The organism is Asanoa iriomotensis (genome assembly GCF_016862515.1).
In the GTDB taxonomy this organism is placed as follows: domain Bacteria; phylum Actinomycetota; class Actinomycetes; order Mycobacteriales; family Micromonosporaceae; genus Asanoa; species Asanoa iriomotensis.
This window is the reverse complement of the sequence record NZ_BONC01000050.1, coordinates 15,994-37,178: the sequence shown is the minus strand read 5'-3', so window position 1 is coordinate 37,178 and position 21,185 is coordinate 15,994. Positions and strand designations below refer to the sequence as shown.

Below are 21,185 nucleotides of genomic sequence, written 5' to 3'. Positions count from 1 at the left end.
GCGCCCGGGTCCGCCGCAGCCCGGTCAGGACCTAGCTGAAGAGCGCGCGCCCCCAGTAGTCGCCGGCGTCCGGGACGCCGGGCGGGCAGGCGAAGAGGGCGCTCGACACGTGGCGGATGTATTCGTTCATCACGTCGTGCCGGGCGAGTTGGAGCTGGATCGGCACGAACTGCTTGTGCGCGTCACGCTGGAACGAGATGAAGAACAGGCCCGCGTTGAGGCGGCCGAGGCCGTCGGAGCCGTCGACGAAGTTGTAGCCCCGGCGCAGCATCCGGGCACCGCCGTTCTGGCTGTGGTGCGCGAGCTTCACGTGCGCGACGTCGGCGATCGCCGGCTCGCCGTCGGCGCCCTTGATCGTGAAGTCGAGCTCGTCGAACTCCTTCTGCTGCCCCAACGGTGCGCCGCTGCCCTTGGTGCGGCCGACGATCTCCTCCTGCTCGCCCAGCGACGTGCGGTCCCAGGTCTCGATGACCATCCGGATCTTCCGGGCCACCAGGTAGGAGCCGCCGTCCATCCAGGACGGTCCATCGCCCGCGCGGGCCCACAGGTGCTCGTCGAGCAGGGCGGTGTCCTCGGCCTTGAGGTTGGCGGTGCCGTCCTTGAAGCCGAACAGGTTGCGCGGGGTCGCCTGGTCGCGCGAGGTCGACGAGGTGCGGCCGAAGCCGAGCTGCGACCAGCGCACGCTCACCACGCCCATGCCGATCCGGGCCAGGTTGCGGATCGCGTGCACCGCCACCTGCGGGTCGTTGGCGCACGCCTGCACGCAGAGGTCGCCGCCGGAGATCTCGGGCTGCAGCGCGTCGCCCGGGAACTTCGGCAGGTCCGCCAGCGCGGGCGGGCGTTTCGCGGCGATGCCGAACCGGTCGGCGCCGGTCGCGTCGCGGAACAGCGTCGGGCCGAAGCCGATCGTCAGCGTCAGCCCGGCCGGCGGCAGGTCGAGCGCCTCGCCGGTGTCGTCCGGCGGCGCCTCCGGGATCCCGTCGACGGCGCCGATCGCCCCGGCGTCCTGGCCCTGTGTCATCCGGGCGGCCGCCGCCGTCCAGTCCTGCAACATCGTCACCAGGCGGTCGCGGTCCTTGGTGATCACGTCGAACGCGACGAAGTGCAGCCGATCCTGCGCGGGCGTGATGATCCCCGCCTGGTTGTGGCCGTAGAAGGGGACGGCACCGCTGGCCGCCGACACCGGAGCCGCCGGCTCCGAGTCCGCGGCCAGCACAGCCGACGCGCCGGCAGCCGCGCCCGCGATGCCGGCCACCCCGACACTCGCGATCGTCATCGCCTGACGGCGCGTGATGTTCATGGTCAGCCCGCCACGACCGCGGCGACCTTGCTGATCGGTTCCGCCAGCGCGTTGATCGCGTCCGACAGCTCCTTGAGCTCCGGCTGGGCCAGCTCCGTGTGCAGCTTCCAGCCGTCGCCCGCGCGGTGCTTCGACAGGGCCGTGTCCACGTTGGCGAACTCGGTGTCGAGCTGCTTGACCAGGTCGGCGTTGCGCTGCTCGAGGGCCGGCCGGAGTGCGGAGATCGCCGCCTTGGAGCCTTCGACGTTGGCGTTGAAGTCCCACAGGTCGGTGTGCGAGTAGCGGTCCTCCTCGCCCGTGATCTTGCCCGTCGCGACCTCGTCGAGGAGCTCCTTGGCGCCGTTGGCGAGCTGCAGCGGCGAGAGCTGCTCGGCGTTGGCCTTGGCGACGATCTCCTTGATGTTGACCATCAGCTCGTCGGCCATCGGGCCCGAGTTCGAGATGTCGTTCTTCTGCCACAGGTCGCGCTCGATCGCGTGGAACCCGGTGAACGGCATGCCCTCCTCGATGACCTCCTCGCGGCCGTCGATCTTGGGGTCGAGGTCACCGAAGATCTCGGCCACGGGCTCGATCCGCTCCCAGTAGGTGCGGGCGACCGGGTACAGCCCCTTGGCCTTCGCGACGTCGCCGGCCTTGACCGCGTCGACGAACTCCTGCGTCTTCTGGAGCAGCGCGTCGGTCTGGCTCTTCACGTACCGCGAGTAGCTCGTGGTGGCGTCCTTGAGCGCGGCGTCCTCCGTCAGCGGCGCGGCGGAGCCGTTGACCTTCAGCGGGCCGCGGATGCCCTTGCCGATCATGCCGGGCTTGCAGGCCGTCTCGTACGTGCCGGCGGGCAGCTCCACGTGCAGGTCCCGGCTCAGGCCCGGCGCGATGTTCTCGACCTCGCCCATGACGCGGTCGCCGGCCGCGTACACGTAGAACTCGGTGACCTTGCCGCCCTTGTTGGTGACCTTGAACTGGACCGTGCCCGCGTCGACGTCGGTGAGGCCGACCTCGCACCCGGTGTCGCTCGCGTTGACCGTGATCGGGCCGCCCTTGGCGGCGCCGGCGTCGGCCTGGTCGTCGCTGCCCGAGCAGGCAGCCAGGCCGCCGGCCAACAGGGCGACCGCGACGGTCGCGAGGTATCTGCTGCGCATCAAGGACTCCTGCTCAGGCCTGCGGCGCGGACGCCGAGGTGGGGGTTTCGGTAGGCGCCGGCTTGGGTTTCGGCTTCGCCGGCTTCAGGAAGATCGCGAGCACGGGTACGCCGTACGCGACCCAGGCGATCGTCTCCAGGACCGTCGGCGCCGGGGTGATGTTGAACATGCCGGCGAGCAGGCTCCCGTACCAGGAGCCGGGGTCGAGCGTGCCGCTGATGTCGAAGGCGAGGGTGTTGAGGCCCGGCAGCACGCCGGCCTCCTGGAAGTCGTGCACGGCGTACTTGAGGATGCCGGCGGCGACCAGGATCAGCAGGGCGCCGGTCCAGGTGAAGAACTTGCCGAGGTTGATCCGCACCGCCGTGCTGTAGAGCAGGATGCCGATGACGACGGCCGTGGCCACGCCGCCGATCAGCGCGTAGAGCGGGCCGCCGTCGGTCCGGACGCCCTGCACCGCGGAGTAGAAGATCAGCGCGGTCTCCAGGCCCTCGCGGACGACGGCGAGGAACGCCATCACGGCGACCGCGATCGACCCGACCGCGAGCGCGTCCGTGAGCTTGGTGCGCAACTCCCCGGCGATCGACCGGGCGGCCTTGCGCATCCAGAAGATCATCCAGGTGACGAACACGACCGCGGCCAGCGACGTGATCGCCTCGAACAGCTCGCGGTCCTGGTAGTCGGCGAGCAGCGAGGTGCTGGTGTAGGTGAGCAACCAACCGAACAGGACGGACAGGGCGACCGCGAGCGCGACGCCGGTCCAGACCTGGATCAGCCGGTCCTTGCGCTGGGATTTGACCAGGAACGCGACGAGGATGCTGACGACGAGGGTCGCTTCCAGTCCTTCGCGCAGGCCGATCAGGTACGTGGCGAACATGGGTTGGGCTCCGGTCACACTAGGTGATAGGTGCACCTAAGTAAGGGCAGCCATACCTTCTCTCCGGCGCACCGGGAAGTCAAGTTCACGTTGGATAGGTAACGTCCTGCGGGTGAAGGCCTTCGTTCCGTGGCTGACCGTGCTGGCGCTGGTGATCGCGCTCAACGCCCTGCGCCTGCGCCCGCTCGCCACGGCGCTCGCGGTGGGTTGGCTGATCTATTGCGTGTGGACCTGGGTGCGCCCGAAACGCTCACAAACCCGGGCGGACTAGGCGAGGGTCCACCCGGCGGCGAGGAGCTTGTCGCAGGCCGCGACCGCGGTGGCGAGTCGGTCCGCGCGCGATCCCGTCAGCTCGACCACCGGCACCGGGGCGCCGGCCAGAGTGTCGCGAAACCGACCGGTCATCCACTCCCGCACGTGCTCGCCGTCGCGCAGGCCGTCCTGCTCGAACGGGACTCCGACGTGATCCGTCAGCAGGTAGAGATCGGGCCAGCGCGCGGCGGCCCGCACCTCGTCGGAGGACTGGCCGAGGTATCGCTCTTCCCAGATCGCGGTGGCGCGCGCATCGGTGTCGCAGAACAGCAACGGGCCGCTTGATCTCGCGGCGTGGTCGGCGGCGGCCTCCTGGCGGTGGGCGACCTCGACGAAGTCCGCCCTTTCCCAGGTGACGGAGAAGATGGTCGCGCCCGGTCCGAGGGCGGCCAGCTTGCGCTCGGTGAGCTCACGGCCGTACTCGGGAACCCAGGTGGTGCCGAAATGTGCGGCCAGGTCACGGGCGACGGTGGTGGTGCCGGTGGATTCGGCGCCGACCACGACGACGCGGCGGACGAACCAGGCGCGGACCTGCGGGGCCAGCGCCCACCAGTGGCCGGCGGGATCCGCGCGGACGGCGGTGCCGGAGACGGGGAACGCCGCACGGTCCAGATCGAACGGCACGTTCGCGGCGCCGAACCTGCGAGCCAACTCGGCGCCGTACTCCTCCGAGGAGACGACGGCGTCGATGTCCACGTCGCCGGCGGCCTCGCGGAACAGCGTGCAGTGCGCGTCCCACACCTCGGGGTCGGCGTAGTCGATCGGGTGGTCGTCGTAGCGACCGACGAACCGGACGTGCGGGGTGGCCGCGTGGGCCTCCCGGAGCCAGGCGACCCGCAGGTCGAGCGGGATCGACTCCCGGCTCGACGGCGCGACCACCACGGTGACCGCGGCGCATCGCGCGGCCGCGTGTTCGATCAGCGCGTGGTGACCGGCATGCGGCGGGTAGAACTTGCCGACGACGAGCCCGTGCCGGAAGGTCACGCCGCGACCAGGGCCGGGCTGGTCCGGGCCGCGCGCCACTGTCGCAGGCCGAAGACGCAGAGGGTCAGGAAGATCAGATAGAGCGCGGCGGTCAGATAGAGGCCTTTGTACGCGTACAGCGGGATGTAGATCAGGTCCGCGGCGATCCAGATCCACCAACTCTCCCAGCGCTTGCGAGTCTGCCCGTAGGTGGCGAGCAGGCTCAACGCGGTGGTCACGGCGTCGGGGAACGGGACCGTGGAGTCCGTGGCGCGGTCAAGGAAGAGCCAGAGGGCGGCGGTGAGGGCGAGGCCGGAGATCGCGAGCGCCGCCCACTCGGCGCCGCTGGTGCCGGTGACCACGAGCCGGGTGCGGTGCTGGCCGCCGTAGAGCCACGACCACCAGCCGTAGAGGCCGAGCAGGACGTAAAGGATCTGCAGGCCGGCGTCGGCGTACAGTCCCGAGGTCCAGAAGACCAGCATGAGCAGGGCGACGTTGACGATGCCGACCGGCCAGTTGCTGATCCGCTGGCGGGCGACCAGCCAGACGTTCAGCACGCCGGTGAGGAACCCGAGAAGTTCGGCCCACGTGGTGGGCGTTCCGCCGAGTGTGAAGGCGGCGTCCGTGAGCATGTGCGGTTCCCCGGATAGACGATGGCCCTCCGCCGGCGTACCGGCGGAGGGCCATCGTCCTTGATTTTGATCAGTAGCGGTAGTGGTCCGGCTTGTAGGGACCCTCGACCGCGACGCCGAGGTAGCTGGCCTGTTCCTTGGACAGCTCGGTCAGGTGCACGCCGAGCGCGTCGAGGTGCAGGCGGGCGACCTTCTCGTCGAGGTGCTTCGGCAGGGTGTAGACGCCGACCGGGTACTGGTCGAGCTTGGTGAACAGCTCGATCTGGGCGATCGTCTGGTTGCTGAAGCTGTTGGACATCACGAAGCTCGGGTGGCCGGTCGCGTTGCCCAGGTTGAGGAGGCGGCCCTCGGACAGCACGATCACCGAGTGGCCGTCCTCGAAGCGCCACTCGTCGACCTGCGGCTTGATGTTGATCCGGGTCGTGTCGCCGCGCTTCGCCAGGCCGGCCATGTCGATCTCGTTGTCGAAGTGGCCGATGTTGCCGACGATCGCCTGGTGCTTCATCCGGGCCATGTGCTCGTTGGTGATCACGTTGAAGCAGCCGGTCGCCGTCACGAAGATGTCGGCGGTTTCGACCACGTCGTCGAGGGTCGCGACCTGGTAGCCGTCCATCGCCGCCTGCAGCGCGCAGATCGGGTCGATCTCGGTGACGATCACCCGGGCGCCCTGGCCGCGGAGGCTCTCCGCGCAGCCCTTGCCGACGTCGCCGTAGCCCGCGACGACCGCGACCTTGCCGCCGATCAGCACGTCGGTGGCCCGGTTGATGCCGTCGATCAGCGAGTGGCGGCAGCCGTACTTGTTGTCGAACTTCGACTTGGTGACCGAGTCGTTGACGTTGATCGCCGGGAAGAGCAGGCTGCCGGTCTGCTGCATCTCGTAGAGGCGGTGGACGCCGGTGGTGGTCTCCTCGGTGACACCCTTGATGCCGGCGGCGACCCGGGTCCAGCGGCGGTTGTCCTCCTGGAGCGAGCGGTTGAGCAGGCCGAGGATGACGGCGTACTCCTCGCTGTCGGCGGTGTCGACGGACGGGACGGCGCCAAGACCTTCGAACTCGGCACCCTTGTGTACGAGCAGCGTGGCGTCACCGCCGTCGTCGAGGATCATGTTGGGGCCCTCGCCGTCGGGCCAGAGGAGCACCTGCTCGGTGCACCACCAGTACTCCTCGAGGGTCTCGCCCTTCCACGCGTACACCGGGACGCCCGCCGGCGCCTCCGGGGTGCCGGCGGCCCCGACGACGATCGCCGCGGCGGCGTGGTCCTGGGTCGAGAAGATGTTGCAGGACGCCCAGCGGACCTGCGCGCCGAGCGCGGTGAGGGTTTCGATGAGCACCGCGGTCTGGATGGTCATGTGCAGCGAGCCGGTGATGCGGGCGCCCCGCAGCGGCTGGGTCGCGGCGAACTCGCGCCGGAGCGACATCAGGCCGGGCATCTCGTGCTCGGCGAGCTGGATCTCCTTACGGCCGAAGGCGGCGAGGGAGAGGTCGGCCACCTTGAAGTCGCCTTCGGCGAGGGTGCGCGGACGGTCCCCGGTCGACGCACCATGCGCCGGAAGGGTGCTGGTCATGAAAGCTCCTAGTCGGTCGCGTCTCGGGCTCATGCGGCTGATCGCGACCTTCGAGCTTACGCGGTGGCCCGAAGGCGACTCGCCTCGGCAGCGGCGGGGGTCACGTGAAGCAGCGCTACCCCGGCGGGCCTTAGCGCAGTGCGGTTTGGCCGAACCGGAGACCCCCGTTCGCGCATAGCGCACGGGGCGGCGGGTAGTCGGCGGGTAAACCGCTCGACTCCTCACCGCCCCGTGCATCCCCCCGGTTTGGTTCCCCCGCGCGTGACTCGGACCTTCGTCGCGATAACGCTGCGTGGTTATAGAGTCACACCACGCGATCACCCCTGTCAAGAGAATGCGGATATTTCCTGATCTGTTCTCTGGGCGCGTGGGGTCCGCCGCCTCTCCGGCGGCTCTGTTTCCGCTGTGGCGGCTTTGCTGGTTGGGACCGGTGTGCGGTGTCAGTGACCCAGCGAGGCGACAAAGACCTCACCCGCACCGGCGATCATGAGCGGGCCGGCCCCCGCCGGCCCCACCGCCGCGCGTCCCGGAGTGAGCGAGACCACGCCCGTGGCGTCGCCGATGGCGACCTCGCCCGCCGTGCAGAGGGCGAGAACGGGACCGTCGAGGGTCAGCTCGGCCGGGCTGGTGACGCGATGCAGCGCGAAATCGTCGACCGGCACGGGCCAGGTCGTCACGCCGGGTGCGGCCTCGATCGGCTTGACCACCGGTTCCTCGAGCACCTCGAAGCGGAGCACCTGGAGCAGCTCGCCGACGTCGACCCGTTTCGGGGTCAGGCCGCCGCGGAGGACGTTGTCGCTGGCCGCCATGACCTCGATCCCGGTGCCACCGAGGTACGAGTGCAGGTTGCCGGCCGGCATCCAGACGGCGTCGCCGGGCGCGAGGCGCACGGAGTTGAGCAGGAGGGCGACCAGGACGCCGGTGTCGCTCGGGTAGTGGGCCGCGAGCCGGCGCACGAGCGCCAGATCATCGGCGAACTCCTCGTCGCCGTTGCCCTGGGTGACCAGCGTGACCAGGTCGGCGCGCTTGCCGGGCCAGGTGAGCAGGAGCTCGACGGCGTCGGCCAGCTCGCCGCGCCGGAGGTGCTGGACCACGGGCGCCAGCGCGTCGCCGGCGAGCGCTTCGAGCACGTCGGCGGAGCGGCGCGGGTCACGGAAGCCGCAGAGCGCGTCGAAGGGCTCGATCGCGACCAGGAGCTCGGGCTTGTGGTTGGCGTCGACGTAGTTGGGGTCGCCGGCGGTGAACCGCTCGCGGGCACGTTCGAGGTCGGGGTGGGCCTGGAGGGACAGCGGCGCCTCGGCGGCGAGCAGCTTGAGCAGGAACGGCAGGCGGGGGCCGAACCTCGCGACCGTGTCGGCGCCGAGCCAGCCAGTGGGCGCGGCCCCGATCGTCTCGGCGAGGCTGACCGGACCGTCCTCGCCGTCGAGCGTCGAGGGCGCCGCGTGGTGCGCGCCGACCCACAGCTCGGCCTCAGGACCGGCGCTGGGCGACGGCCGGCCCTGCATCGTGGCCAGCACCGTGCGGGATCCCCAGGCGTAGTCGCGGATGGGGTTGGTCAGGAGTTCCACTGTGGCCGGTCCCGGGGTAGGCGTGGGTGTCTGACACGTGCGATCCGGCCGATCATCGCCGATGGCGGCGTGCGGGGCTGCCCCTGCGCCGGATCCCGGTGACTCACCCGACACCGCCCTGGGCCGGTGGCAATCGGCGCCCGGCACTGTGTCGCGCCGGCTCCATGTGGGGCCGGCGGCGCGGGCGCGGCGACAGGGTCAACGGGTGGTGACGCCTTCGGCGGTTTCCGCGGCGGCGCCGTCGCCCGCGGCGGCCGCACGGTTGCTGAAGATGTCCGGCTCGAGGTAGATGACCCGGGCGATGGGCACCGCGTCGCGGACCCGGGCCTCCGCCGCGTTGATCGCGCGGGCGACCTCTTCGGCGGACGCGTTGGCCGTCACCCCGATCTTCGCGGCGACCAGCAGCTCCTCGGGGCCGAGGTGCAGCGTCTTCATGTGGATGACGCGGTCGATGCCGTTGCCGACCAGCGCCCTCTCGATCGAGCGGACGTTTTCCGGGCTGGCGCCCTCGCCCAGCAGGAGGCTCTTGGTCTCGATCGCCAGGATCACGGCGATCGCGACCAGCAGCAGGCCGATCATGGCGGTGCCCAGCGCGTCCCACTCGCCGTCGCCGGTGGCCAGCGTCATCGAGACACCGAACAGCGCGAAGACGAGACCCAGCAGGGCGCCGGTGTCTTCGAGCAGCACGACCGGCAGCTCCGGTGCCTTCGCCCGGCGGACGAAGCTGACCCAGGAAGCCTTGCCCCGGACCGTGTTGGACTCGCGGACCGCGGTGCGCAACGAGTAGGACTCGAGCCCGATCGCGATGACCAGCACCGTGATCGGGACCCACTGCCACTCGGTGATGCCGTGCGGGTCCTGGAACTTGTGCCAGGCCTCGTAGAGCGCGAAGAGGCCACCGACGCTGAACAGGATGATCGAGACGATGAACGCGTAGATGTAGCGCTCACGCCCGTATCCGAAGGGGTGGTCGGGTGTCGCCTTCCGGGTCGAGCGCCGGCCGCCGAGCAGCAGGAGCACCTGGTTGCCCGAGTCGGCGACCGAGTGGATTGCCTCGGCGAGCATCGACGACGAACCGGTCAGGACGAAAGCCAGGAACTTGGTGACCGCGATGCCGAGGTTGGCCGCGAGCGCCGCGATGATCGCCCGAGTGCCGCCGCCGGCACTCATGTCACGTCGCTCATGGGTTGGAGAGCTCCTTCATCTCCGAGACGGCGGGAACCGCCATGGGGTCGAGACCGTGTGCGAGTGCGAGATAAACCGAAGCGAAGTCGGGCACGGCGACCAGGGACGCCAACCGCTCCAGCGCCGAACCGCCCTCGGCGGTGATCACGTCGCAGCGCACGCCGCGCCGCTCGGCCAACGTCTGGATCGCGTCGGCACGGCGTTCCTCGACCGCGTGGGGCTCGTCGGTGTCGTCGTCGGCGTTGAGCCCGCCGTCGCGCATCAGCACGACGCGCAGCCGGCTGGCCAACTGGCCCTCGTCGTCGAACGGGTCGGCGAAGATGTCGCGGTCGGACTCGACCAGGCCGCCGAAGACGCCGTCGAGGAGGCCGACCCGGCCGCGTCCGGCCTCGCCGAGCGCCCCGGCCACGACCGGGTAGCGGGCGTTGGCCGACAGCGTGTCGGCGAACCGCCGGGCGGCGACGGTCGCCAGGGGCGACGAGCCCCAGACGATCGGCACCGAGCCGGCCAGGCCGAGGGCCAGCGACTTCGCCGGATTGACGAACGACTCGGCGCTGGGCCGGCACCGCTCGGCGTCGGCGTCGAGCCGGGTCGCGGTCTCCGCGAAGTCGGCCTCGTTGACCTTGACCAGGCCGAGGGTGCGCGCGGCGAGCAGCACCGGCACCGTCAGCGCCCAGAGGCTGGCCCGCGCGGGGGCGCGGCGCGGCACCGGGATGAACGGGGAACGCGACCGCTCGACCACCGACTGGAGCTCGGAGTCGGGCGCACCGATGCCGACCAGGCGCGCGCCGCGCCGGGCGGCGGCGTCGGCGGCGGCCAGCGCCTCGGGGCTGTGGCCGGACGCGCTGATCGCGATCACCACGTCGGCGGCACCGACCCAGCCGGGCACGCCGGCGCTGCGATGGGCGATGACGGGCGCGCGGGACCGGGGGCCGGCGGCCATGGCGAGGATCTCGCCCGTGCGGGCCGCGGTGCCGGCGCCGGCGATCACGACGGCGCGCGGCAGCCCGTCGTCTTCGAGCGCCGAGAGGTTGACCTCGGCCGCCAGGGCCGCGGACTCGCGGACCTGGGCCCCCGCGGAGGCTGCCATGCGCAGCATGCCGCCGGGGTCGTTCTCGGCCATGGCCGCCTGGTTGTCGAGGAGGGCCTCGTCGGCCACCCGCTGACCACGCAGGCCCGCGGCACCCCCTACTGGGCTGTCCATCAGCTCTGCTCCTGCCGGGCCTCGTCGAGGAGCAGGATCGGGATGTCGTCGCGGACCTCGAACACCCGGTGGCACTCGGTGCAGGTGAGCGTCTGCGCCTCCGCGTCGTAGGTGAGCGGCGCGTGGTGTGTGTCCGGACAGGCGAGAATGTCCAGCAATTGCTGATCCAGGGCCATCGTGCGGCTCCTTCCAGAGGCGGGCGGCGGGCCGTCCGGCGACGATCTTAACGGCGGACGAGACCGAGCACTTCGTCGCGCAGTGCGGCCATGCGCGTCGCGGTCGGCGCTTCGACGTTGAGCCGGAGCAGGGGCTCGGTGTTGGAAGCGCGCAGGTTGAGCCAGGCGCCGTCGGGGAAGGTCAGCGTCAGGCCGTCGAGCTCGTCGACCACGGCGTCGGGGTAGGCGGCGCGGACCTCCTGCTGCTTGGCGCGCTGGTCCGGCACGGTCGAGTTGATCTCGCCGGAGGCCACGTAGCGCTCGAAGTCGCTGCCGAGCACCGACAAAGGCTCAGGCTGGCCGCCGAGGGCGGCGAGCACGTGCATGGCGGCGAGCATGCCGGTGTCGGCGAACCAGAAGTCGCGGAAGTAGTAGTGCGCCGAGTGCTCGCCGCCGAACACCGCGTTGGTGCGGGCCATCTCGGACTTGATGAACGAGTGGCCGACCCGGCTGCGCACCGGCGTGCCACCGTGCTCCGCGACGATCTCGGGGACGGCGTTGGACGTGATCAGGTTGTAGATGATCGTGTCGCCCGGGTGTTTCGCCAGCTCGCGGGCGGCGACCAGCGCGGTGATCGCGCTGGGGCTGACCGGCTCGCCCCGCTCGTCGATGACGAAGCAGCGGTCGGCGTCGCCATCGAAGGCGAGGCCGAGGTCGGCGCCGTGCTGCACGACCGCGTGCTGCAGGTCGACCAGGTTCTTCGGCTCCAGCGGGTTGGCCTCGTGGTTGGGGAACGAGCCGTCGAGCTCGAAGTAGAGCGGGACGATCGTCAGCGGCAGCGCCTCGAGCGCCTGGTCGCCGAGCACCGCCGGGACCGTGTAGCCGCCCATCCCGTTGCCGGCGTCGACGACCAGCTTCAGCGGGCGGATCTTGCCGAGGTCGACCAGCGTGCGCAGGTGGCGGGCGTATTCGGTGAGCACGTCCTGCTGCTCCGGGCGCGCGTCGGGTGCCGGGGCCGGCCACGGGGCCGTGCCGTCGAGGATGCGCTGTGCGTTGGTCTTGATCTCGGCGAGACCGGACTCCTGGCCGACCGGCTTGGCGCCGGCCAGGCAGAGCTTGATGCCGTTGTATTGCGCCGGGTTGTGACTGGCCGTGAACATCGCGCCCGGCAGGCCGAGCGAGCCGGCCGCGAAGTAGAGCATGTCGGTCGAGCCCAGGCCCGCCTCGACCACGCCGAGGCCCTCGCTGAGCACGCCGCGGGCGAACGCGGCAGAAAGCCCAGGCGAGGACGCCCGCATGTCGTGGGCGGTGACGATGCGTGTGGTGCCCGGGTGGCTCGACCTGAGGAACTGCGCGAAGCCAGCGCCGAGTGCCTCCGCGGTCCGCTCGTCCCACTGGTCGGGGACGACTCCGCGGATGTCGTATGCCTTGACGATCTGGGACAGGTCGGACAACGCACTCGCTCCTCGAACGATGCCAGCTTATCGCCGCCGAGCGTAACGGAGCGCGTCGGGCCGGGCGTCGAAGGCTCTCGCGGCCTGTGGATAACCGAGGCCTGTGGATAACCCGATTCTCAGTCCTCGACGCGCGGCAAAATCACCGTCGGCTGGTCCACTCCCGGGCCCGCCGCCGGACGCACAGGAGGCAGGAAGATGGTCTGCGAATCGTTGCTTGCCGGGGCTTTTCCGGCCCGGTCGGCACGCAACTGGCGCACCAGGAACACGATCAGACCCGCACCCACGCCGACCAGCACCAGCCCGCCGGCCATGACGAGACCGCTCATCCCGAGAAAGCCGCCCTTGCCCGAGTCGTGCGGCGGGATCGGCACGCCGATCGCGACCGGGCTATTGGCTGGGTCGTCGAAGGGTGCGGCGGTCTCCGGGTCCACGGTCACCCCGGGGGTGGGCGTGGGGCTCTTGCTGGGCTTCTTGGCGGATTTGCTCGGCGTGGGCTTGACCCCGTTGACCTTGGCGGCCGCCGACTCGCTGCCGAGGAGCTCGCCTCGGCCGTTGAACGCCTGGCCGATGATCGTCACGCTGCCGCCGGGGGTGCCCTGAGCGAAGCTGACCCGATACCTGCCGACCGCGGTCTGCCGGTCGCAGATCGACGCGCGGTCCGGTGCGGTGCGCTCGGTGACCACGGTGCCACCGCCGGCGTCCGCCACGATGACCGGCCGCCACTGCCCACCGTTCTGCGTCTCGACGCGCACCTGGTTGGGGCTCATGCCGTCGGCGAGCCGGATCCCGAGCCCGGTGCGCACGTTGATGCAGCCGCGATCACGCCGCTCCACGCTGACGGACGCGGACCCGGCGCCACCGCCTGCGGTGAAGGTGCGCGCCGCCCGCAGGTCGACCCGCTCGTCCGCGGCGCTGGCCGGACCCGCGGAGACCACGAGCCCGATGCCGATCGCGCCGACCAGCCCGACACCGATCGCCAGCAGCGCCGCCGCCCGACGCCCACCGCGCCGACCCGCCATCATCACCATCTCCCATGTCGCGTTCCCCCACCCGGGCGACACGGTACCCGGTGCCGCTTGACACCCCGACCGAAGACGACCCCTAGTTCAACGCCACGTGATCGGCCGGCGACAGCCCGCGTTGTCATCTTCCTGACGCTGCGGCTGCGCATGCCGGCGCGAACAGGCCGAGATGACCGTGTGTCACACGGGCGATACCCGACGACATCGATCGATGTCGTCCCCCGGACGCGAACTTTCCGGCGGTCGGCCGCGTCTCGCGCCCGCTGCCGCGCGTTGAACCGGGAGCTGGCCCACCTGAAGGGTGAAACCCCAGGTCAAGCCCGCGTACGGGGTCTTGGCGTGTGCGTGGGCGCACTGATCTCATGTGCCCAAACCAGCAGCCGCCGGAGCCAACGTGTGCAGATTGGACGGTGCAGACGTGACTGTCACCCTGGGCAACCGATCCGCGATCCCGGCGCCCCGCCGTGGGTCCGGGGTCTTCGAGCGGGCCCGGACAGTCACGGAGCCGGCACTGCGGTCGGCCGTCGACAGCTTGCCGCCGACGACGCGGCGCGCGGTCGGCTACCACTTCGGGTGGTGGGACAGCAAAGGCAACGACCGGCGGGGCACGGCCGCCAAGGCGGTGCGCCCGGCGCTCGTGCTGGTGGCCGCGGAAGCGGTCGGCGGCACTCCGGTGGGCATGGCCGCGGTGGCGGCGGTGCCCGCCGCGATCCCGGCCGCCGTCGCGGTCGAGCTGGTGCACAACTTCTCGCTGCTGCACGACGACGTCCTCGACAGCGCCGGCCCGCGCCGCCACCGGCCGACCGTGTGGCAGGAGTTCGGCGCCGGCGCCGCGATCCTGGCCGGCGACGCACTGCTCGCGCTCGCGTTCGACGTGCTCGCGGGGCTCACCCACCCGGCGGCACCGACCGCCGCGCGGATGCTCAGCGCCACCGTCGCGCAGCTCGCCGAGGGCCACGCCGTCGGCCGCGGCGCCGACGTGAGTCTCGAGGAATGCTTCCGTGCGACCCGGCGCAAGACCGGCGCCCTGCTGGAGTGCAGCGCCGGCCTGGGCGGGCTGCTGGGGGGCGGCACCCCCGCCCAGATCGCGGCCCTCCGCGGCTTCGGCGCCGAGCTGGGCCTCGCCGTCCAACTGTCCGACGACCAGCTCGGCATCTGGGGCGGCGCCAGCAAGCCGGCATACTCCGACCTGCGGCACCGCCGGCGCTCCCTGCCGATAGTCGCCGCGCTCGCGGCGGGCTCGCCGAGCGCGGAGCGCATCGTGCCGGCGTACACCGCGGAACACGAGATGTCCGATGTAGAGGCCCGAGAGCTGGCCGAGTCCCTGGACGCCGACGGCTGGCGCGACTGGTGCGGCCGCGAGGCCGACCGGCACCTGCGCGCGGCGCTGGACCAACTCGAGCCCGGCATCACCGCCGAGCGCGGGCAGGACCTCCGCACCATCGCCCGGCTGGCCGGTGACCGAGACCGGTGACCCACCGCTTCACCGCCAAGGCCGCCAAGGCCGCGCGCCCGCACATGCCGATCCCGGGTGGGGCCGCGTCGTGATTCTCCGCTTCGCCGCCGCGGTCTCGGCCGCGGCGCTGCTGCTCGTGCCGGGTCCTGCCGAGGGCGCACCGCGGGCGCCGATCCCTTGCTCCAACGCCGTGTACCTGACCCGCGACGACACGCTGCTGCGGCTTGACGGCAGCGGCGAGGACGCCGAGCCGACGCCGGTCGCCGAGTTCGACGCGCCGCTGGACGCGGTCGCGTACGTGCCCGAGACCCACGCCTTCTGGGCCCTCAGCGGCGAGCACGTAATTGGCTTCGACCAGACCGGCCGCGTCGTCAAGCGCACGCCCAAACCACCCGCGCTCATCCCCACCGACCCCATCACCGCCGCGAGCGGCGGCACCGGTGCCGGTGCCGGCAGCGGTGACCGGTGGATCGTTCGCACCGGGCGCGAGGTGGTCACCTACCGGATGCCTGCCCTCAAGGAGGTCGCGCGGCACACCCTGACCGGGCCTGGCGCCGACATCCTGCTCCGGCCCCTGATCGCCGACTGGGACATCAGCGACGGACAGCTCTACACGATCGTGGCCGGCTGGCTCACCCGCGTCGACCCGCACACCGGCATCGCAACCCCGGTCGCCCGACCGCCGGGGCTACCCATGACCGGCACCTTCGGCGCCGTCGCCATCGATCCACAAGGGACGCTCCGCGCCCTGCACGACCAGACGGGCCGGCTCTACCAGGTCACGCTCGCGGACCCCACCACACCGGTGACGACCACGACCGTCGGCAAGGCCAAGGCCGTCCGGTCGGACGCCGCGAGCTGCCCACCGGGCTGGGACTACGGCGACGCCCCGGCGCCCTACCCCACCCGCCGCGCGGCCGACGGTCCCCGGCATCTGATCACCGCGGGCCTCTCCCTCGGCCGGACGGTCACCCCGGAAACCGACGCCGCCAAGCGGGACAGCGACGACGCCCTGGCCGAGCCGGCGGAAGCCACCGACGACGGCGCGCTCACGGTGCGGGTCACCGTCACCAACGCCACCGCGCACAAGGCTCTCCTCGCCGCATGGCACGACCTCGACGGCAACGGCCGCTTCGACGAGCGGGACCTGCGCACCGCCACCGTCAGACCCGGCACCACACCACGCACGGTCACCCTGACCTGGCCCAAGACCAACAAACCGGTACCCGCCACCCTGCGCATCCGCCTCTACGGCGGCCCCACCGGCTATCCCCCACCCACGCCCGAACCGACCGGACCTGGCGGCACCGGCGAGGTCGAGGACCACCCGATCACGGTGCGCCCGGCAAAGCCCCGAGCCGCCGCCACCGACGAGCCGCTCGACCTCCGCGACCTCGCCGGGCCGCCGGCGGCGATCCCCGACCCGGGTGCGCCACCGGTGCCCCTGCCCGCCCGCGAACGACTGCGCCAACCCGTCGCCAGCACCGCACCGAACAAGCCCGACCGCCTCCCGCTGACGTGGTCGGTCTTCGTCGGGCTGCTCGTACCCGCCGCGTCCGTCGCCGCCCGGGCGGCCGCCAAGAGAGGAAGTCGATGAACACGCTGCTCGCCGGGATCGCCGTGGTGCTCGCCGCGGCCTTCGCGTCCGTCATCGGGTTCACGGTCGTGTCCCGCTGGGTGCCGCGGCGCTGGCGGGTCGCCGACGGTGACGCGGCCAGCACGGTCTATTCGACGATCGCGATGGTGTACGCGATCCTCATCGCGATCGCCGCCATCGCCGTCTGGGAACCGCGCTCCGACGTCGGCGGCAACACCGAAACCGAGGCCAGCAGCCTGGTCGAGGCCTACTGGTCGGCCAACCGTCTGGCCCCACCGGACCGCGACGACGTGCAGCAGAGAATCGTCGGATACCTCCAGGTCGCCGGCGGCAGCGAATGGGATCACCTGCGCACCGCGCATTCCGGCACGATGACCGCCGAGAACCTGTCGACCGAGTTGCGCGAGCGGGTCGACGCGATCCGCCCGGCCACCGAAACCGAGCAGGCCGCCCACCAGATGCTCGCCGGCCAGGTGAGCGCCGCCGCCACCGCCCGGCGGGCCCGGATCGGCGACGCCGACGCCCGGATGCCGGCTCCACTATGGCCGATCCTGCTCGGCGGCGGCCTGGTCAGCGTCGCCTTCCTCTACCTGTTCGGCCTGCGCCGGACCGTACCCAACGGCCTCATGTTCGCCACCCTCGGCGGCATGGTCGCGCTGATGCTGTTCGTCCTCTACCAGGTCGAGCTGCCCTACAGCCGGGGATTCGCGGTCGACCCCGACGCCCTGCGCGCCGCGCTGGAGACGCTGAGAGGCAGCGCCGGCCTCTAGAGATGCATCGACGGGTCGGTGCGGACGGGTTTCGTGAGCCGCTCGTGCACCACGTCCCGGTGCCGACGGAGAATCACCCGGATCGGCTCGGGTACGCCGTCCAGGTCGACCAGGAACGCGAACAGTTGCGGCAACGCCTCCCGGGCCGCGTCGTCCAGGTCGTTGTGCGCCTCGGTGTGCCCGCCCTCCAGCGCTGACGACGGGTCGAACAGGGCCCGCGCCTCGGCGACGAACCGCGAGTTGAGCACCGTGCGCCCCTGCACGGTCAGGAACGGCTCGGCGTCCCCCTCGTCGTCCGGATCACCGGTCGGCAGGCCGTAGTCCTCGAGAATCTCGAGGTACGTCAGCAGCAGCATCGCGTACCGGCCGGCCATGAGCAGTTGGGTGAGCTGCCGCTCCTCCAGCAGCCGCAGCCGCTCCTGCCGCCACAACGTCAGTTGCTTGGTGTATTCCGAGCCGTGCGAGATGTCCCGCCCGCGCAGGTACTCCAGGATCTCGATGTTGGTCTCCACCGTCAGCAGGCTCGACAGCTCGGCCCGCCCCCGCCGCAGCACGGTGACCAGTTGGGCCTCGTCGAACTCGGCGGGCCCACGCCGCTTGGACCGCTGTGCGACCAGCGCCGCGAGCAGCACCACCCCGGTCGTCGACAGATAGGACTCATAGTCCGCCAGCACCTCGGCCACCTCGGTGCGCAACCGGGCCGGCAGCGGACCGTCGGACCGGCCCACCAGCCGGTAGAGCAGGAACGGATAGCTGGTGCTGTCGCGGTTTTCCCAGAGGTCGAGCACCTGGTCGACGTCGACCGCCTCGCCCGAGCTCTGCCTGCCGACCAGGTCGAAGATCTGGTGCCGGTCGCGGAGCTGAGCCAGGACCTCCTCGTCGGTGACCGCCTCGCCGCGCCGCATCAGCGCCGTCACCACCGCCAGACCAGCGGCGTCGGACCGCCGCGCGATGTTGAACAGCCACAGCGAGACGGTCGGCAACTGCGCGTCGTCGACCGTGCTCAGCAGCTCGTCCAAGCGGCTGCCGCCGCCGGCGGAGCCGCCCAGCAGGTATTCGATCTGCGGACCCAGCTCGGTCTCGAACGCGTGCGCCTGTGCCACGGCGAGCAGGCACAGTTGCGAGAGCAGCTCCTCGCTGGCCCGGCCGACCAGCGCCGCCGTCACGCCGTGCGCGAAGGCCTCGGCCGCCGCCTCCTTGCCGGGCACCGCGCGCGCCGCGGCCGCCAGGTTGGCGAGCAGCCCGAGCAGGTCGCTGCGGTCGCGGTCCTCGATCAGGCTGCGTTCGGCCCCCTCGGCCGATGACCGGGGCCGGTTGGCCGCGGGCAGCAGCGCCGCGAACTGCACACGCCGGATGTTGAGCACGGTGGCGAGCTGCGCGTAGCCCAGCACCCGCCAGGTCATCTGCAGCAGCGTCATCCGGTCGAACAGCTCCCCGGCGGCCCCGTCCAGGGAGAAGCCGCCACGGCGGGTCAGCCGGCGGGCGTCGATGCCGAGCTCGTCGACGGCGTACCGGACCACCTCGTCCAGCTTGGGTTTCACGTCGGCGCGGACGTTGGGCCAGCCGGCCCGCACCAGCAGGGCGGCCGCCGCGGTGACCGTGAACAGCTCCTCGGCCAGGCACTCGCGGACCAGGTCGACGGTCCCGCGCGGCGAGCCGGTCCGCAGTTCGCTCGCGATGAAGGAGCTGGTCTCCAGCGCGTCGATGATCTCCTCGACCAGGCTCGCACCCGGGAAACCGCCCTGCGCGCCGGCCAGCGCCCAGCACCACAGGCCGAGCGAGAGGTTGACCAGGTCGGCCACGTGCGGCGCGCGGGGCTCGGCGCTGCGGGCGTCGAGGATCGGCTTCGTCAGGGACGCCACCTCGAACTGGCCGCGGATCGCGGCCACGAACAGCTGCGGCGTCTCGGCCTGCACGAACGGCAGCAGCGAGAGGGCCAGCCAGCTCCCGCGCAGCGCGGCGTCGGTGTGCAGGTCGGCCCGGCCCGGACTGGGCGCCAGCGCCGCCAGCAACTTCTGCTGCTGCGCACCGCCGGTCGAGGCGAGCGCGAACAGCCCGAGCGGCGAGGTGGCGTCGGGCTCGTCGTCGTCGACCGCCAGCGGCGGACCGGAGCCGTCGAACGTCCGCAGCTCCAACAAGATCTGCAGGACGACGTCGTCGGCCATCACCGCGTACGCGTCGCGGGCCCGTGCGGCCAGGCTTGCCCGGTTCTTGGCGTCCTCCTCGTCGAGCAGGTCAAGAGCCCGTTGCAACAGATCGGGTACTAGTCGCAACTGCCCCAACCGCAGGCTGTCGTCGATCGCGTGCAGGATCGCCTGGAACAGCCGGTCCTCGAGCGCCTCCGCGTCGGCGCCGAAGATGTCGGCACGGTCGCGCGGCGCGGCGGCCCGCTGCAGGTGCTGCGCCAGCTTGCCCAGCCAGAACGGGTCGTCGGCGGTCATGGCCCGGTTGTCGTCGCGATACAAAGCCCAGAACAGGTGCCCCAGGTCGGCGCTGGCGAGCCGGAACCGGCCGGAGACCCGCTCGAGCGTCTCGCCGGCCTCGACCGACACCGCCAGGCGCAGCTCGGCGTGCTGCCGGATCTCGGTGACGACGCGGGCGAAGTGGGTGCGCATCGCCTTCAACCGGCGGGTCAGCTCGTTGCGGCTCAGGCTCGGGCCGGTCAGCACCTCGCGCAGCACCCGGGACCGCTGCCGGTGCTCGGCGAGCTTCTTGATCAGCTGGGCCTCGGGCAGCTCGACGGCGCCGCTCCAGGAGTTGGCCTGGCCGAGCAGGTAGAGCAGCTGGAACGCGCCGTACCGCTCGGGATCCTGCTGCGGGTGGGCCGGCGGTATCTGCTGCTCGAAGTAGGCGGTCAGCGTGTCGTCGGTCTCGGTCAGGATCGCCTTGACGGTGCGGTAGCCGGCCCGCTCCGGCCGGCCCGCCCGGTGGGCCAGCTCGTGGCGCTGGTCGTCGGTGAGCGCGGCCAGCTCGTAGTGCAGGGTGCGGCGCACCCCGTACGGCGCCCGCCGCTCGCCGGCCACCCGGGACGCCTGCTTGAGCCGGGCGAGCTCGCCGCGGAACAGCCTGGTCGCCGGGTCGTCGGACGGGTCGAACACCACCCACAGCTCGGGTCGCCGGTCGCTGGCGTGGCCGTCGCCGAGGTAGGCGACCAGCAGGTCCCGCGTCGGCTTGTCGAGCAGCCCGAAGTCGTCGACCACCAGGCACCGCAGCGACGCGATATTCGCGAACTCGGCCGCGAGCTGGTCGACGAACTGCTGATAGCGCCGACTGCCCTGTTCACGCTCGATCCACTCGACGATCCGCTGGCTTCGTGACACCCGTTTAGCCGGCTTGACAAATGCGATCAGCACCTGGGCCGCCACACCCAGGGCCGCGAGGATCAAAGCGTTGACCAACGTGCTGGTCTCCAGAAGCGACGCCGCGGCGGAATTGCCGGATGCCCCAGGGTCTTTCTCGGGAGTGAACAGCGAAATCACCGCGGTAATCACGATCGCCACCGCGATAATCAGCAACGTGAGCCAGGAGCGGATCCGGCTGTGCACATTGGCGGCGCCCGCCCGCCGGGCCGCGCGCGCCACGGTGCGCTCACGGAACAGGTCGAATATCTTCGGCAGCCCGCCCTCGGACGGCGCGCCGGCGAGCGTGGTCAGGCGTGGCCGGGGGTGGCCGTCGTGCTCGGCGATGGCCTGCTCGACGTCCTCACGCGCCCAGGTCACGCCGTCGTGGCGGGCAGCGCCGACGGCGATGCAGCGGAACGCGGGCTCGACACCCTGCGCGACCCGGGCGAGGTAGTCGGAAACCGGCTGCTCCAGGGCGACCGGTCGCTTGTCCTCGGAACGCCACCCTGAACTCTCGTGCGGCAGCACCATCCGCCGGTATCGAGTGCTCGAACCATTCCGGCGGAGCGCCTGCTGCGTCATCCGAACCCTCCGCGCGCCGTCCGACCACATTGGCCGCATTGATGTCACTCATCGTGTGACGTCGCTC

The 21,185-nt window shown here is 71.5% G+C and carries 17 protein-coding genes; 4 read left to right on the top strand and 13 right to left on the bottom strand.

Annotated elements, in window-relative coordinates; genetic code table 11:
• Positions 1–31: 31 nt before the first annotated feature.
• From efeB to efeU, 3 genes are read right to left on the bottom strand one after another with little or no spacing between them, the layout of a single operon-like run.
• Complete coding sequence (gene efeB / locus Air01nite_RS28635; RefSeq protein WP_203706436.1) at positions 32–1,300, bottom strand: iron uptake transporter deferrochelatase/peroxidase subunit; 1,269 nt, start codon at positions 1,298–1,300, stop codon at positions 32–34.
• Between the two features lie 2 nt (positions 1,301–1,302).
• Positions 1,303–2,436 (bottom strand): iron uptake system protein EfeO, encoded by a 1,134-nt coding sequence (gene efeO / locus Air01nite_RS28630; RefSeq protein ID WP_373310485.1) that lies wholly within the window; start codon positions 2,434–2,436, stop codon positions 1,303–1,305.
• Between the two features lie 13 nt (positions 2,437–2,449).
• The gene (gene efeU / locus Air01nite_RS28625; RefSeq protein ID WP_203706434.1) at positions 2,450–3,310 is read right to left on the bottom strand and encodes an iron uptake transporter permease EfeU; all 861 of its coding nucleotides are present in this window, start codon (positions 3,308–3,310) and stop codon (positions 2,450–2,452) included.
• Between the two features lie 112 nt (positions 3,311–3,422).
• Between efeU and Air01nite_RS28620 the strand changes: the two genes are divergently transcribed.
• Positions 3,423–3,581: a hypothetical protein gene (locus Air01nite_RS28620; protein WP_203706433.1), complete on the top strand. Its 159-nt coding sequence runs from the start codon at positions 3,423–3,425 to the stop codon at positions 3,579–3,581.
• Here the strand turns inward: Air01nite_RS28620 and Air01nite_RS28615 are convergent.
• The 9 genes from Air01nite_RS28615 to Air01nite_RS28575 form a co-directional block, all read right to left on the bottom strand.
• Positions 3,578–4,606 carry an AAA family ATPase gene (locus Air01nite_RS28615; protein WP_203706432.1) on the bottom strand — a complete coding sequence of 343 codons (1,029 nt, stop codon included), beginning with the start codon at positions 4,604–4,606 and terminating at the stop codon, positions 3,578–3,580. The two genes, Air01nite_RS28620 and Air01nite_RS28615, sit on opposite strands and share 4 nt — an antisense overlap.
• The gene (pnuC, locus tag Air01nite_RS28610; protein WP_203706431.1) at positions 4,603–5,217 is read right to left on the bottom strand and encodes a nicotinamide riboside transporter PnuC; all 615 of its coding nucleotides are present in this window, start codon (positions 5,215–5,217) and stop codon (positions 4,603–4,605) included. The genes Air01nite_RS28615 and pnuC overlap by 4 nt, the downstream gene beginning before the upstream one ends.
• Positions 5,218–5,287: 70 nt before the next feature.
• Positions 5,288–6,781, bottom strand: coding sequence for an adenosylhomocysteinase (gene ahcY / locus Air01nite_RS28605; protein WP_203706430.1), 1,494 nt, complete (start codon positions 6,779–6,781; stop codon positions 5,288–5,290).
• A gap of 440 nt (positions 6,782–7,221) precedes the next feature.
• On the bottom strand, positions 7,222–8,349 hold the full coding sequence (gene manA, locus Air01nite_RS28600; RefSeq protein WP_203706429.1) for a mannose-6-phosphate isomerase, class I: 1,128 nt from the start codon (positions 8,347–8,349) through the stop codon (positions 7,222–7,224).
• A gap of 198 nt (positions 8,350–8,547) precedes the next feature.
• Positions 8,548–9,519: a cation diffusion facilitator family transporter gene (locus Air01nite_RS28595; protein ID WP_203706428.1), complete on the bottom strand. Its 972-nt coding sequence runs from the start codon at positions 9,517–9,519 to the stop codon at positions 8,548–8,550.
• 10 nt (positions 9,520–9,529) lie between these two features.
• Positions 9,530–10,738: an SIS domain-containing protein gene (locus Air01nite_RS28590; protein ID WP_203706427.1), complete on the bottom strand. Its 1,209-nt coding sequence runs from the start codon at positions 10,736–10,738 to the stop codon at positions 9,530–9,532.
• Positions 10,738–10,914, bottom strand: a complete 177-nt coding sequence (locus tag Air01nite_RS28585; RefSeq protein WP_203706426.1) for a Trm112 family protein — start codon at positions 10,912–10,914, stop codon at positions 10,738–10,740. The genes Air01nite_RS28590 and Air01nite_RS28585 overlap by 1 nt, the downstream gene beginning before the upstream one ends.
• A gap of 47 nt (positions 10,915–10,961) precedes the next feature.
• A complete protein-coding gene (locus tag Air01nite_RS28580; RefSeq protein ID WP_203706425.1) occupies positions 10,962–12,347 on the bottom strand; it encodes a phosphomannomutase/phosphoglucomutase in 1,386 nt (461 codons plus the stop codon).
• Between the two features lie 119 nt (positions 12,348–12,466).
• Positions 12,467–13,372, bottom strand: a complete 906-nt coding sequence (locus Air01nite_RS28575; protein ID WP_203706424.1) for a hypothetical protein — start codon at positions 13,370–13,372, stop codon at positions 12,467–12,469.
• Between the two features lie 418 nt (positions 13,373–13,790).
• Here Air01nite_RS28575 and Air01nite_RS28570 point away from each other — a divergent pair, with 418 nt between their 5' ends.
• The 3 genes from Air01nite_RS28570 (at position 13,791) to Air01nite_RS28560 (ending at position 17,195) form a co-directional block, all read left to right on the top strand.
• Positions 13,791–14,846, top strand: coding sequence for a polyprenyl synthetase family protein (locus Air01nite_RS28570; RefSeq protein WP_239091031.1), 1,056 nt, complete (start codon positions 13,791–13,793; stop codon positions 14,844–14,846).
• A gap of 70 nt (positions 14,847–14,916) precedes the next feature.
• Entirely contained in the window at positions 14,917–16,425 is a 1,509-nt protein-coding gene (locus Air01nite_RS28565; RefSeq protein WP_203706423.1) for a DUF6923 family protein, read from the top strand.
• The gene (locus Air01nite_RS28560; protein WP_203706422.1) at positions 16,422–17,195 is read left to right on the top strand and encodes a bestrophin-like domain; all 774 of its coding nucleotides are present in this window, start codon (positions 16,422–16,424) and stop codon (positions 17,193–17,195) included. The genes Air01nite_RS28565 and Air01nite_RS28560 overlap by 4 nt, the downstream gene beginning before the upstream one ends.
• On the opposite strand, the gene Air01nite_RS28555 is transcribed toward Air01nite_RS28560, so the two are convergent.
• A complete protein-coding gene (locus Air01nite_RS28555) occupies positions 17,192–21,118 on the bottom strand; it encodes a hypothetical protein (RefSeq protein WP_203706421.1) in 3,927 nt (1,308 codons plus the stop codon). The two genes, Air01nite_RS28560 and Air01nite_RS28555, sit on opposite strands and share 4 nt — an antisense overlap.
• Positions 21,119–21,185: the final 67 nt, after the last annotated feature.

What these genes read in the sequence shown, in the direction of transcription:
- Air01nite_RS28575 (WP_203706424.1), bottom strand. Translation starts at nt 13,372, where the DNA reads ATGATGGCGGGTCGGCGCGGTGGGCGTCGGGCGGCGGCGCTGCTGGCG.
- Air01nite_RS28590 (WP_203706427.1), bottom strand. Translation starts at nt 10,738, where the DNA reads ATGGACAGCCCAGTAGGGGGTGCCGCGGGCCTGCGTGGTCAGCGGGTG.
- efeO (WP_373310485.1), bottom strand. Translation starts at nt 2,436, where the DNA reads ATGCGCAGCAGATACCTCGCGACCGTCGCGGTCGCCCTGTTGGCCGGC.
- efeU (WP_203706434.1), bottom strand. Translation starts at nt 3,310, where the DNA reads ATGTTCGCCACGTACCTGATCGGCCTGCGCGAAGGACTGGAAGCGACC.
- ahcY (WP_203706430.1), bottom strand. Translation starts at nt 6,781, where the DNA reads ATGACCAGCACCCTTCCGGCGCATGGTGCGTCGACCGGGGACCGTCCG.
- Air01nite_RS28585 (WP_203706426.1), bottom strand. Translation starts at nt 10,914, where the DNA reads ATGGCCCTGGATCAGCAATTGCTGGACATTCTCGCCTGTCCGGACACA.
- Air01nite_RS28560 (WP_203706422.1), top strand. Translation starts at nt 16,422, where the DNA reads ATGAACACGCTGCTCGCCGGGATCGCCGTGGTGCTCGCCGCGGCCTTC.
- Air01nite_RS28555 (WP_203706421.1), bottom strand. Translation starts at nt 21,118, where the DNA reads ATGACGCAGCAGGCGCTCCGCCGGAATGGTTCGAGCACTCGATACCGG.
- pnuC (WP_203706431.1), bottom strand. Translation starts at nt 5,217, where the DNA reads ATGCTCACGGACGCCGCCTTCACACTCGGCGGAACGCCCACCACGTGG.
- efeB (WP_203706436.1), bottom strand. Translation starts at nt 1,300, where the DNA reads ATGAACATCACGCGCCGTCAGGCGATGACGATCGCGAGTGTCGGGGTG.
- Air01nite_RS28595 (WP_203706428.1), bottom strand. Translation starts at nt 9,519, where the DNA reads ATGAGTGCCGGCGGCGGCACTCGGGCGATCATCGCGGCGCTCGCGGCC.